Genomic DNA, 11,620 nt, shown 5'->3' with positions numbered 1-11,620 from the left:
CGACCAGGTCGGCCGACTGCGCTTTCAACCAAGCCACCTTGCACCCAGCTGACCCCATCAAGTGCCGATGAGCACGCAGAGAACGCAGGCACCCAACGGCATCAACCGCTCAGGACCAAGCTGCCAGACCTTGACCCGTTAGAGAACGGTATCGGTCGGAAGCAGACGTTCCACCTCCGGCCGTTTGGCACCGTTCGGGCTGAAGGGTGTCCCGCAAGCGGGCGCCGACCCTCTCGCAACGTACTGGGGTTTCTTAGGCTGCCGATATCGATGACCGCGACCGGCGCGCAGTTTGGACGATGGCCTTGGCCACGGTTCGGAAGAGCAATGCGGGCAGATCATGTCCCATCCCCTCGATCAACATCAGTTCGGCATTAGGGATCGAGGCTGCGGTGTCCTGCCCGCAGGCAGGGGGGAAAAGGGGGTCGACTGTCCCATGTATGACGAGTGTTGGCGCTTTGATCGCTGCCAGCCGCGAACGGCGGTCACCGGCCAGTGCCATGGCGGCGAGTTGCCGCCCGAACCCACCCGGTGAAGGGCCACGCCGCACTTCCTCTAGGAGAAGAGCGCGGCACGCCTCCTCGTCGAACGGATATGCGGCGCCGGCGATGCGTCGTGCGAAGGAAATGCTGTGATCAAGGAAGCCCGCCTCATCCGAAACGGGGTCAGGGGCTGGGCGCGTCATCATCGCCATGGCGTCGGGCTCCGCCGAGGGCATATCCGGTTTCCAGTGGCAGACATGATCGAGGTGAGCGACAGAACGCGAGACGGGTGCTCGCTCGCCATCACCTGGGCGATCATCCCGCCCATTGATCGTCCAACAACATGGGCCTGCGGGATGGACAGTGCATCGAGCAGCCCAACTGCATCCCCGGCCATGTCGGCGAGCAAGTAGGGCACGGGCGGCCGCTGCCCCGCCATGAGGGAGGACGCTAAAGCATTAAGATCCACGGCTCCGTGCTGGGAGAAGGAGGTCGAATAGCCGGCATCTCGATTGTCGAACCGGATGACGCGATAACCCAGCGCGGCAAGTTCACCGCAAAAGGGATCTGCCCAGCGGATCATCTGCGTCCCGAGGCCGGAGATGAGTAGGATTGCTTCCGCCGCCTCCTCGCCGAAGCTGTCATAGGCGAGCGTGATGCCATTGCAGTTCATGAGCTTCATCGTCGTTCTCGTCTCTCTGTCAGATCCGGGTGGCCTGAAGCGTTTTCACCCAGTGCAACAGGCGATCCTGCAGCAGGCGCTCGCGGACATAGTCGATGTCTTCTTCTTCGAGGCGCTCAAGGATCTCGAATGTGAACGCCTCCGCACCTTGGGCAAGCCAGGCGTCTTGGAGCGAACGATGCGTGTTGTTGCCGAGCCGCAGGGTGAACCACAGGCGGGTCTGGATCGTGGACAAGTCGGGAGCTTGCCCCACCCAGACCGCGCCGGTTGGTTTGCAGCGAACGGCGTAGATGCCGGTCGGAATTTCTCTCTTCTTATAGGCCGCAACGGCGGCCTTCCGGTCTTCGCGGTTCATGACGTAGTCGCCTCCTGCGGCGGAGACAGCTAGCAGACCCAGCCCCAAGGTCAATAACACCCGGGTTTTATATTGACAAGCAATTTCAATCCGGGTAATTAAATTGAACTGTGGAGTGCCATATGTCCGATTTCCTGTCCAAGCCATGCACCGCCTTCGTTGGCATGGAGCGACTTGCAGCCGGAGCGCTGATCGACATCGCTCTGGAGGTGAAAGCCGCTGAGGGCCGCCGGTTGGATGCGTCGATTCTCGTCTTCGACGATGCTACGGGGTCCGTTTTGGATCTGGACCTGCGCGGCACGACCGCCGAAATCGTGGTTCGCCTCACCGAGCGGGGCAAGCGGGAGGCAACGGCAGCCAAGGCGCAAATGGCGTCGAACCCCGACGCAGAGCCTCGCGGGCGCGGGCGACCGAAACTCGGTGTGGTCGCCAGGGAGGTCACGCTGCTGCCCCGACACTGGGAGTGGCTCTCCGCCCAGCCCGGAGGAGCGTCACAGGCTTTGCGGCGCCTCGTGGACGCCGCTCGCCGTTCCGATGGCGGCCAGACCCAAACCAAGGCCGCGCGAGAAGCCGCCTACCACTTTCTGACCGCGTTGGCGGGTGACCTTCCCGGCTACGAGGGTGCGATCCGATCCTTGTTCGCGGGCGAGGAACAGGACTTTTCCGACCGCATGAACGCTTGGCCCCCCGATGTGAGACGTCATGCCTTGAAGCTGGCAACCGGCTCAGATCCCCTTCGAGCGACGATGTGACAGTAAGGGACAAGGCGCGTTGTGCGCGTGGCGCCTCTGCCCGAGAGCGGACGTCGGCAATGCCCGAGACGGGTCGATTGCGGGCGTCGCCGTCCATCTCATAACGAGCAATCTTGTTCGATGCAGCTAATTAGCAACTGGCAAGGCCCATGGCATTCATCCTGCGCCTGGGCCGCCAATCCGCAGGTGAATGATGTCTGCTGTCGCTGATATGGAGGGTCGGTCCCGGCGCCCTGGCGCTCAGGCTTTCGCGGCCTGCCGGCCCGGCGCAGTGGAACGCGCGGCACGCCTGATCCGATCCTGACCACATCCGCCATGATGCCGGGCCTCCGTAATCAGGGTATTCGCCTGCAAGCCGGTCATACAAGTCAACTTCAGCGGCATCGACCGCCAGAGCCATTTCGAGTTCATTGACCGGAGCTAGGGACGCCGCCGAAATGAGCATGAAAGGCGCGCGCAAACCGTGCTTCTTCAAAAGCCACGCGGATCAGGTCTCCAGTCACTGCGCCGAGAACGCGGAAGCCAATCTGCCAATCGCCGCACCACGCTTCTATACGGCGCAGCCGCTCAGCCGCAGACGTTTTGTCCAGCTTGATCTCGACCTGATGCGGCCAATGCCCGGTCACCGCCACATGCCTCGCATCTTCGCCCTGACATCAACCTTCGGCCCGTCTGACGGTATCCGCTGGCTGTCAGCGGTCGCGATGGGCCAGGCCGTCCGCTCGAACTGGCCCAGCAGCGCGTTCGGAATGAAGCGGGTCCGGTTGGCATAGACGTGGCGGTCGCCGGTCGGAGATTGGCCATGCGTGAAGAAGCGCTGTGGCACGACAAGGTGCAGGTCGTCCTTGGCACGCGTCATCGCGACATAGAGTAGCCGCCGTTCCTCCTCGATCTCGTCCCGTGCGCCGGCACCTAGATCGATCGGGATGCAGCCGTCCACCGTGTTCATGACGAAGACCGACTTCCATTCCTGGCCCTTGGCCGAATGGATCGTCGACAGGATCAGGTAGTCCTCGTCGAGATGCGGCACGCCCGCCTGATCGCTGGTCGCGTCCGGCGGATCGAGCGTCAATTCGGTCAGGAAGCGCTCGCGTGAGGGATAGCCCCCGGCGATCTGTTCGAGCTGAACGAGATCGGCTTGCCGCGTGCCGGCATCCTCGTGGATGCGCTCCAGGTGAGGCTCATACCAGCGACGGGCGCATTCAATCTCGGCCGGCCAGCCGGCCTTACCGGAGCGCAGCTCGCTGATCGCGGAGACGAAAGAAGCCCAATCGTCGCCTGCCCGCGGCGGAGCCGGAGCGTTCTCAAGTGCCTCGAGAGGCGCTGAAGCCTGTGCCACATGGTCAAGGACACGCTGGGCTGACGTCGGCCCCACACCCGGCAGAAGCTGCAGGACGCGAAAGCCGGAGACTTTGTCGCGCGGGTTCTCGACGAAGCGCAGCAGCGCCAGCAGATCCTTGATGTGTGCGCTGTCGAGGAACTTCAGCCCGCCGAATTTGACGAACGGGATATTCCGACGCGTGAGCTCGATTTCGAGCGGCCCGCTGTGGTGGGAGGCGCGAAACAGCACCGCTTGCTGCTTCAGCGTCGAGCCACCTTCGCGGTTCTCCAGCACCTTCTCCGCGATGAAGCGAGCTTGATCCGCTTCATCCCGAACATGAACGAGCTGTGGCGGCGATCCGGTTGCGCGATCAGTCCAGAGGTTCTTGGTGAAGCGCTCGGCTGCAAGGTCGATGACGGCATTTGCCGCGGAGAGGATGGCGCTGGTCGAGCGATAGTTCTGATCGAGTGTGATGATTTCGGCCGGCGGCACGAAGGCGGCCGGGAAGTCGAGGATGTTGCGGACCGTGGCTGCCCGGAACGAATAGATCGACTGGGCATCGTCGCCGACGACCGTCAGGCCGCGGCCGTCCGGCTTGAGCGCGAGCAGGATCGAAGACTGCAGGCGGTTCGTGTCCTGGTACTCGTCGACCATGACGTGGTCGAAGCGGTCGCCTATGTCGGCTGCGATATCGGGATCGGTCACCGCCTGCGCCCAGTAGAGCAGCAGGTCGTCGTAATCGAGGACGTTCTGGCTCTGCTTGGCTTCGACATAGGCAGCGAAGAGCTCCTTCAACTCGGCTGCCCAGGTGGCGCACCATGGATAGGACAGGCGCAGGACCTGCTCGATCGGCAGCTCGGTGTTCACGCAGCGCGAATAGATCGCCAGACAGGTGCCTTTCGTCGGAAACCGCGACTGCGTCTTGGAGAAGCCGAGCTCGTGCCGGACCAGGTTCATCTGGTCGGCCGAGTCTTCCCGATCATGGATCGTGAAAGCCGGATTGAGACCAAGCTGCTCGGCGTATTCGCGCAGCAGCCGCGCTCCGATACCGTGGAAGGTGCCGGCCCAAGTCAGGGCGTCGGCGAGGACGCCTGCTCCCTCACCCAGCACCTTGCGCGCGATCCGCTCAACGCGCTTCGCCATCTCGGAAGCCGCGCGGCGCGAAAACGTCATCAGCAGGATCCGTCGGGGATCGGCGCCGCTGACCATAAGATGGGCGACCCGGTGCGCGAGCGTGTTAGTCTTGCCCGATCCTGCGCCTGCGATGACAAGCAAGGGCGCTGCGGCCAATGTGCCAACGCCATGGATCACAGCGCGGCGCTGAGCCGGATTGAGCGCATCAAGATAGCTGATCGGGGCGATGGCGTTCATGCCTTCGGCTCCGACACCGGCCGTGTCCCTTCCGAAAACCGGCCGCGTAGGAAGCCAAGCGAAGCCGCCCGATCCGCGTCCCTCAGGAGCTCATCGCGGTTATGAAGCAAGGCCCCGATTGCCGCCGGAGCGTCACCGTGAAACTCCGCCAAAACGGTATCGATCTGAAGCTCCATAGGAATTGGAGCAGGCGCCTGTTTTGGCACGACTGGCGGCATGGATGCGTCCTCGAGAATGAGAACATTATGAGAACGATCGCAGCCGGGGAGTCAAGCTCCCGAGGGAGATTCTCCCCCGCACCGCCAACCACGAGCGCTGGCTACGCGCGATAACGATCAAAGGCAGTAAGCCGGATCGTCAGTGGCTCCGCATCCTCCCAGCAATAGATTTCGGTACGGAGATAGCGAAACTCCCCCCCTGGAGCTCGTCATCGATCTCGATCCACCAGGCTCGCGGCTTGCCGTCGCTGCCGTCGGACCAGCGATATCCCCTGCCCTTCAGATGATCCTTCATGTCGAAAGGTGCGTTCTCAGCGTAAATGCACACGCGGCTGCGCTCGCTCGATCGCAAGAGCTCGAGAAAGGGTCGGGACCCACCCTCTCCCACCGGCCTCGCCAGGACTTCCAACAATGCGTTGCAGTCATCCGTCGCGCGGTGGCCCTCATGGAACAAGCCGGACTGGCCGACGAGATATCCAAGCTTGTTTCCCTCGAAGCCAAGATCCGCCCAAGGGATCTCTCTGACCGAACAGGCCCAGGCTTTCGACGCGAAGGTCGGAGAGAGCTTTTCGCAGAACGGGCGATCGAATGCGGCGTTATGGGCGATGACGAGATCCGCGGGCTCGATCAGCGCGTCTAGCGCTGCAACATCGATCTCGCGACCCGCGACCATATCGTCCGTGATGCCGGTCAGCCGTGTGATTTCTGCCGGGATCGGGCCCGATGGCTGACGCAGCCCACTGTAGATGCCGACGACATCGCCGATCGCTCCCTCGTCGTCATAGGTGAAAGCGACGGCACCAATTTCGATGATCTCGTCCTTGGCGTGATTGAGCCCGGTCGTCTCTGTATCCACCAGAACCGCAAGGTTCGGAAATGCGCTCTCCGCTCGAGGGATGATCGGAGGCGGCACGAGCTTGCGCAGGATTCTATAGCGCCCGCCCTGCTCCAGCCGTTGCGCGGCCTCCTCATCCTTCCAGTCGGGCGGGGCTGGTGGAGCTTCCGACTTTCGCTTGCGCGGTGCGGATCTAGGCGTCTGCCGGTAACCCGGCGCATCATCGAACAGGTCAAACTGGGTAGAGGCAATCTTCATTTGGCGGCCTTCGTCATCGCGGGTGCTCGCGAGCCTCCGGTGGCTTCAAGTGCGGCCGAGGCGCAACGCTTCGCGCGGGCGACCGGGTGGAAACGAGGATATCATTGTCCTCGAAAGGACCTGCTCCATGCCATCTTATATCAACGATCCTGAGGTCGATAAGCTGATCGCGAAACTGGTCGGCCTTACCAGGACTTCCGAGATAGAGGCCGATAAAGCCGCCCTCGAGCACGAAATTGCCCGTCGAAAAAGCGGTCTGCCGATGCGCGATTGGCTTGCTAAATCCCTCGCGATGGCGCAGTCGGCGGGCCGTTTGCGCCCGGCGATCATAAGCCCGAAATCGATGAGGTGTGGGGCGAGGACTGATGCGATTCGTCGACACGTGGGCAGCGCCCAGCCGCTGGAAGTGTGACCGGGCATATTGCGCTATTGATCGAAAAACGTCTCAGCGCTTCCGGCGCTGCTGACCGAGGCCCATCGTCTTCGCGAGCTTCGAACGGGCCTCGGCATAGGCTGGCGCCACCATCGGATAGTCGTTGGGCAGACCCCACTTCGAGCGGTACTCTTCCGGCGTCATGTTGTAGGCCGTCCGAAGGTGTCGCTTGAGTGACTTGAACTTCTTTCCGTCCTCTAGACAGATCAGGAAGTCGGATGTGATCGACTTCTTGATCGAAACTGCCGGGGCCGGCTTCTCTACTGGCGCGGCCGCCACTGGCTCCTGGCCCAAGCCTACAATCGCCGAATGCGTGGTGGCGATCAGCGCGGGAAGGTCCGCTGCCGGTACGCTATTGTTCGAGACATAAGCCGAAACGATGTGGGCGACGAGATCGATGATTTCGGCATTGGCTTCTGACATTGCAATCTCCGGCCGCGCCTATGCGCAGCAATAAATTTGCCTCGAGCTGGCGTGGTTATTTTGCCAAGCCGATCTAGTCAAATGGACGTGCGTGAGGAAATTGCTGTTTATTCAAATTGTCAGTTTCCAGGACGACGGGTGACGACTGCAATTTGGGGAGCTCCGCCTCTCAACAGCTCAATCGCCCTAGGCAGAACCCCAATTTCATCTTGCCAAGTTGCGGCTGTCCGCGCGCTATAGGTGGTAGCGCCCTCGCGAATGGCCGAACGCGATGATTTTGTTGCGGACAAGCCAGAGGGCGTTTCTATCGGATCACGCCACCCCCCGATTATGCTGTCGGTCGGGAATTTACATAAGGTCGGGGGCCTGAGCGCCATTTCCAGTTTTCGGTTCGTTCATTGCGCGGATCTGCACATCGACGCCCCGCTGAAGTCGCTGGCGTTGCGCAATCCTGAGCTCGTGGACTTGGTCGCAAGCGCGACACGAAGGGCTTTCGTCGCGACGATTGAGCTGTGCCTCGACGAGAAGGTCGATGCCCTGCTGATCGCGGGCGACCTCTATGACGGCGACCAGACCTCCATGAAGACCGCAGGCTTCATTGCCGCGCAGCTTCGGCGGCTCGACGAAGCCGGCATTCGGACTTTCGGCATCCGCGGCAACCATGACGCCGTGTCGCGGATCACCAAGGAGCTTGTCTTTCCCGAGAGCGTCACGTTTTTCAAAGGTTCCGCTGCCGCCATTCCCCTGCCCGGCCACAACGGTTGCCGAGACGTCGTTGTCCACGGGATCAGCTTCCCGAAGCCGCACGCGCCGGAAAGCCTGCTACCGAAGTTCAAGCCGCCGGTCTAAGGCGCGATTAATATCGCGCTGCTGCACACGAGCCTTGCTGGCGCCGAAGGTCATGACCGTTATGCCCCGTGCAGCGCAGCGGACCTAGCCAGTGCAGGCTTCGACTATTGGGCGCTCGGGCATGTCCACAAGCGCCAGGTCCACCTCGATAAGCCCGCGATCGTCATGCCCGGCATCCCGCAGGGCCGGGACATCAATGAGAGCGGCGCCAAATCCGTCACTCTGGTTACGATTGGCGACGATGGTGCGATCGCCATAGCACAGCACCGCACGAGTACCGCTCAGTTCGAGCGTGTTTCGGTAGATCTGTCCGGGATCGAGGACTGGTCAGAAGCTATGCGGGCCATCGGCCGCAGACTTGGCGCCCAGTCGCTGCCGCAGATCAGCGGCCTTTCCCGGCAGACGAAGGAGCTCATCGCAACGATGAGAGACAAGGCTCGGCTCCTCCAGGCGTGCTCGATCACCAAGGCTTCGTTCGCCGAAGCGGACTATCGCCAGAACAGCTTCGAGATTTTTGATCCGCGCTGGCAGGTCATCACGGACAACTACCAGTGCTGCACCACGTTGGTTGCGAAGCTCGGAGCCGATGCGACGGTGCCCTTGCTCAGCAAGCTGAAGGTCGCCGACGGCGGCCCGGTTGCCGCTGCGCTGACGGTTGGCCTCGTCAACGCCTTCGTGAAGGGCGAGCTCAAGGAATTGCAGCGCGAGATCCAGTCGGCAGCGAGCCCCGACGAGCAGGTTCTGGTCAATGTCTGCCTGCCGACTGTCGCTTTCGCTGCGGCAGTGACACCGGCTCCTCGCTAGGGGGCTGCGCGCCGAAGCCCTGCCATCTCGACGTGGTCGATTACATCGCGGAAGGCATCGAAGCAGACCCCGTCATCGCCTCAAGGCGCGTGCTGGCCGGCGAAATACTCGCCGTGCTCAAAGCTCGCAGCGGTGTTGATCCGCGGCGCCCGTGAGCCGCCAGGAATAAACAGGATGCGGACATCTTTCAAAGGGAATTGTTCTATGTTATTCTTTCACAGGAAAGGATATGATATGCCTACTCTTCCCGGTCACGCTTCCCGCCCCGAGGCCGGCGCGGTCATCACGAAGGCTACGATCCGCGCGGCCGAGCAGCTTCAGATCACGGCCCGAACCCTCGCGGCGATCATAGGCATCAGCGAGGCCACTGTCTCACGCATGAAGCGCGGTGCCTTTGGCCTGGAGCCTGGCACCAAGCCGTTTGAGCTCGCCATCCTGTTCGTTCGGCTTTTTCGGTCCCTCGATGCGATTGTCGGAGGCGACGATCAGATCGCGACCAGCTGGCTTTCCAATCCCAATACCGCTCTCGATGCGCGACCAATCGAGAAGCTTCAGACCGTGAGTGGACTTGTCGATGTCATCGCCTACCTGGACGCGCGTCGCGCTCTCGTCTGAGCTTCAGCCCTTCGAGGGTTCGTGCTGGCGCCTCGTTGAGGCCCAGCACCGCGTCTCTACTCTAAAGCTCACCGACACCCTCGCCGAGCAAGCTCTGCTCGAAGACCTGATGGAGGAGTCGAAGCCACCCGTTCCGGCGGAATGCCGTCACCTCGACTTCCTTCTCGCGACGCCCTTCCGGTACGGCGCGCTCTATCCCCACGGATCGCGCTTCCGGCGCGCCGGGCGGACCGCCGGCGTCTACTACGCAGGCGAGCAAGCGACGACGGCGATCGCTGAAATGGCGTTTTACCGGCTGCTATTCTTCTCCGAATCTCCCGAGACGGCCTGGCCGTCCAACGCCGCCGAGTACACGGCCTTTTCGGCTGCTGTCGCAACCCCGTCCGTCCTCGATCTTACTCAGGAGCCGCTTTCCAAGGACGCAGCCATTTGGACTGATCTGATCGTCTATGAGGGCTGTCAGGCGTTCGCGGATGCGGCCCGGAATGCCGATTCCGATGTGATCCGCTACCAGTCGGTTCGCGATCCTGCAAAAGGTAGTAATCTCGCGATACTGCTCTGTCGCGCGTTCGCAAAGCCAGCCCCTGTTGAACGACAAACCTGGCGCATGCGTCTCAGCGCGTCCGGCGTTCGCGCTCTCTGCGAATTCCCGCAGCAGGCGCTCGAATTTGGGCGGGACGCCTTCGCCGCGGACCCCCGCATTGCCAGGCTGAACTGGGATCGGGGTTAGGAAAGACTTCCCCTTCGGAGCGGAAGGGTCGATCGAGGACGATCAACTCCGAATCCTCGGAAGGAACAGGACGATGCCCCACGTCTGTGGCGACGACGGTTTCCAGGAAGCCATGGACTATCAGCTCAACGCCGGCTTCGCCTCGATCATGGATCGCAGCTTGCACTCATCTGATCGCAAATCTCACCCATTCGTCAGGACCATGCCGCTCAATCTTACCAGGAACCAAATCGGCTCCTGTTGATGTAATCGGAGTAACGGCGTAAAAAGACGAGGCACAGAGACACTCCAATGGCTTCGCAAATCGCATCCTTCGACTACTACGAGCTCCAGCGAGCCAAGCAGCTTGCCCGGGCCGAGGATGACGCGCGCCTCGCCTCGGACCCCATGGCGCGCGCTGAGCTGGAACGCCGTAATGGCATGTTCTCAGCATTTGATCCGTCACAAATGCGGATCGGGCGGCGGCGAGTACCCTTCCGCAAATCTTGACGTCCGACGCACCAGCCCTCGGGCCTACGGAAGTTACCCTATCGGATCGTACCTGACCGCCGACGAACCTGTGGCCATGGTTCTACCGCCATCGAGCCCCGTACCTCCGTACCCAAGTCTATTCACCAGCCAAGACATCGACTATTTCGGCGAAATTGGCGTCGCGCAGATATGCGACGCCGCGACGTGCGCGCGCGGAAGCCCGGCCAAGATCGAACCAGACTAAGATCGCGGCCCCGCCCGTTGGCGGGGAATTTCTTTTGTCCGATCCCACAATCCCAGTGGTCGATCGGGCATTGCAGGGGCGTCGAGAAAGTCGGTTAGGGCGAAGAGGGCAAAAAGGTCAGGAGTACAATCCCAGGCGGAGCGGATGAATCTGCAAGGGTAGAGAGGTGGTGAGGTCCGAGTCCCTCGCAGCGAGGTCGCGCGTCGAAAGCCGATTACGCCCCTCGAAAATCGGTTAGCGCGTGAGGCCGGGTCGAGATCCGATTAAGCCTCGGAGGCGCGCTCGCCATCACCGTCAGCATCGCGCAGCCCTGACCTTAGACCGATGTGCAGGCCCGACCTCGCCCGTTTCGCGCGGGGTTTTCTTATGGCCGATTGGCCAATCCCCATCCGCAGACCTTGCGCACGCGCAACCATGGGCTTGAGCGGCAAGCCGCCGGGCCGCCTGATTCATGGTCGCCCCGCAGTCGACCGATACGGTCGCCATCATCTGCCTCCCGGCACCTCGACTTTCCGATTCAACGAGGTCGCTGACGCGGCGCCAGGGCTACCGATCCACCCTGCCGCAAGAGCCTGACGGCTGCCCCTCACATGCATCGATCCGTTTGCCTGTCCGCTGCGATTCACCGCTGATTCAGCGCTACGGATTCATGCCCGACGACGAGGGGCTTTCGGGGCGACCCCCAAACTCCGCATTTTGGGCGTCGCCTTTCCGAGCTCTCTATCAGCGGTCAACGGTGCTCCCGATTCAGCGCTGATTCACGAGGGCGACCCCCAA

Annotated in this window: 11 protein-coding genes and 2 pseudogenes; 6 read left to right on the top strand and 7 right to left on the bottom strand. The window is 62.1% G+C overall.

From position 1 onward, the window contains the following. Window positions 1-253 precede the first annotated feature (253 nt). The 3 genes from AC1DE3_RS26460 to AC1DE3_RS26450 are packed head-to-tail and all read right to left on the bottom strand — an operon-like array spanning window position 254 to window position 1,519. Entirely contained in the window at window positions 254-694 is a 441-nt protein-coding gene (locus tag AC1DE3_RS26460) for an alpha/beta fold hydrolase (protein WP_476797898.1), read from the bottom strand. Next, complete coding sequence (locus tag AC1DE3_RS26455; RefSeq protein WP_476797897.1) at window positions 685-1,164, bottom strand: alpha/beta fold hydrolase; 480 nt, start codon at window positions 1,162-1,164, stop codon at window positions 685-687. Before AC1DE3_RS26455 ends, AC1DE3_RS26460 begins: the two co-directional genes overlap by 10 nt. A gap of 19 nt (window positions 1,165-1,183) precedes the next feature. After that, entirely contained in the window at window positions 1,184-1,519 is a 336-nt protein-coding gene (locus tag AC1DE3_RS26450; RefSeq protein ID WP_476797896.1) for a GIY-YIG nuclease family protein, read from the bottom strand. Window positions 1,520-1,641: 122 nt separating this feature from the next. Between AC1DE3_RS26450 and AC1DE3_RS26445 the strand changes: the two genes are divergently transcribed. Then, entirely contained in the window at window positions 1,642-2,271 is a 630-nt protein-coding gene (locus tag AC1DE3_RS26445; RefSeq protein WP_476797895.1) for a DUF2239 family protein, read from the top strand. 407 nt (window positions 2,272-2,678) lie between these two features. Here the strand turns inward: AC1DE3_RS26445 and AC1DE3_RS26440 are convergent, their stop codons facing one another. The 3 genes and pseudogenes from AC1DE3_RS26440 to AC1DE3_RS26430 all read right to left on the bottom strand — a co-directional run bounded on the left by AC1DE3_RS26440 (window position 2,679) and on the right by AC1DE3_RS26430 (window position 6,274). After that, window positions 2,679-2,903: a hypothetical protein gene (locus AC1DE3_RS26440; protein ID WP_476797894.1), complete on the bottom strand. Its 225-nt coding sequence runs from the start codon at window positions 2,901-2,903 to the stop codon at window positions 2,679-2,681. Further along, on the bottom strand, window positions 2,894-4,963 hold the full coding sequence (locus tag AC1DE3_RS26435) for an ATP-dependent helicase (protein ID WP_476797893.1): 2,070 nt from the start codon (window positions 4,961-4,963) through the stop codon (window positions 2,894-2,896). Before AC1DE3_RS26435 ends, AC1DE3_RS26440 begins: the two co-directional genes overlap by 10 nt. 319 nt (window positions 4,964-5,282) lie before the next feature. Next, window positions 5,283-6,274: pseudogene (locus AC1DE3_RS26430) on the bottom strand (3'-5' exonuclease). A 127-nt stretch (window positions 6,275-6,401) separates the two neighbouring features. On the opposite strand from AC1DE3_RS26430, the gene AC1DE3_RS26425 reads away from it, so the two are divergent. After that, window positions 6,402-6,686, top strand: coding sequence for a type II toxin-antitoxin system VapB family antitoxin (locus AC1DE3_RS26425; RefSeq protein WP_476797892.1), 285 nt, complete (start codon window positions 6,402-6,404; stop codon window positions 6,684-6,686). A gap of 33 nt (window positions 6,687-6,719) precedes the next feature. Here AC1DE3_RS26425 and AC1DE3_RS26420 read toward each other — a convergent pair whose 3' ends face one another. Beyond that, window positions 6,720-7,130: a Ros/MucR family transcriptional regulator gene (locus tag AC1DE3_RS26420; protein ID WP_476797891.1), complete on the bottom strand. Its 411-nt coding sequence runs from the start codon at window positions 7,128-7,130 to the stop codon at window positions 6,720-6,722. 330 nt (window positions 7,131-7,460) lie between these two features. Here AC1DE3_RS26420 and AC1DE3_RS26415 point away from each other — a divergent pair. The 4 genes and pseudogenes from AC1DE3_RS26415 to AC1DE3_RS26400 form a co-directional block, all read left to right on the top strand. Continuing rightward, window positions 7,461-8,348: pseudogene (locus AC1DE3_RS26415) on the top strand (metallophosphoesterase family protein); the annotation flags it as partial. Between the two features lie 669 nt (window positions 8,349-9,017). Then, window positions 9,018-9,398, top strand: a complete 381-nt coding sequence (locus AC1DE3_RS26410) for an MbcA/ParS/Xre antitoxin family protein (RefSeq protein WP_441514458.1) — start codon at window positions 9,018-9,020, stop codon at window positions 9,396-9,398. Then, window positions 9,358-10,128 carry an RES family NAD+ phosphorylase gene (locus tag AC1DE3_RS26405; RefSeq protein ID WP_476797889.1) on the top strand — a complete coding sequence of 257 codons (771 nt, stop codon included), beginning with the start codon at window positions 9,358-9,360 and terminating at the stop codon, window positions 10,126-10,128. The genes AC1DE3_RS26410 and AC1DE3_RS26405 overlap by 41 nt, the downstream gene beginning before the upstream one ends. A 291-nt stretch (window positions 10,129-10,419) precedes the next feature. Then, complete coding sequence (locus AC1DE3_RS26400) at window positions 10,420-10,617, top strand: hypothetical protein (RefSeq protein WP_476797888.1); 198 nt, start codon at window positions 10,420-10,422, stop codon at window positions 10,615-10,617. Window positions 10,618-11,620: the final 1,003 nt, after the last annotated feature.

The sequence above is a fragment of the Allobosea sp. 10L417 genome, from assembly GCF_056395485.1.
The sequence above is the reverse complement of the archived record's forward strand: the minus strand, read 5'-3'. Positions and strand labels throughout refer to the sequence as shown.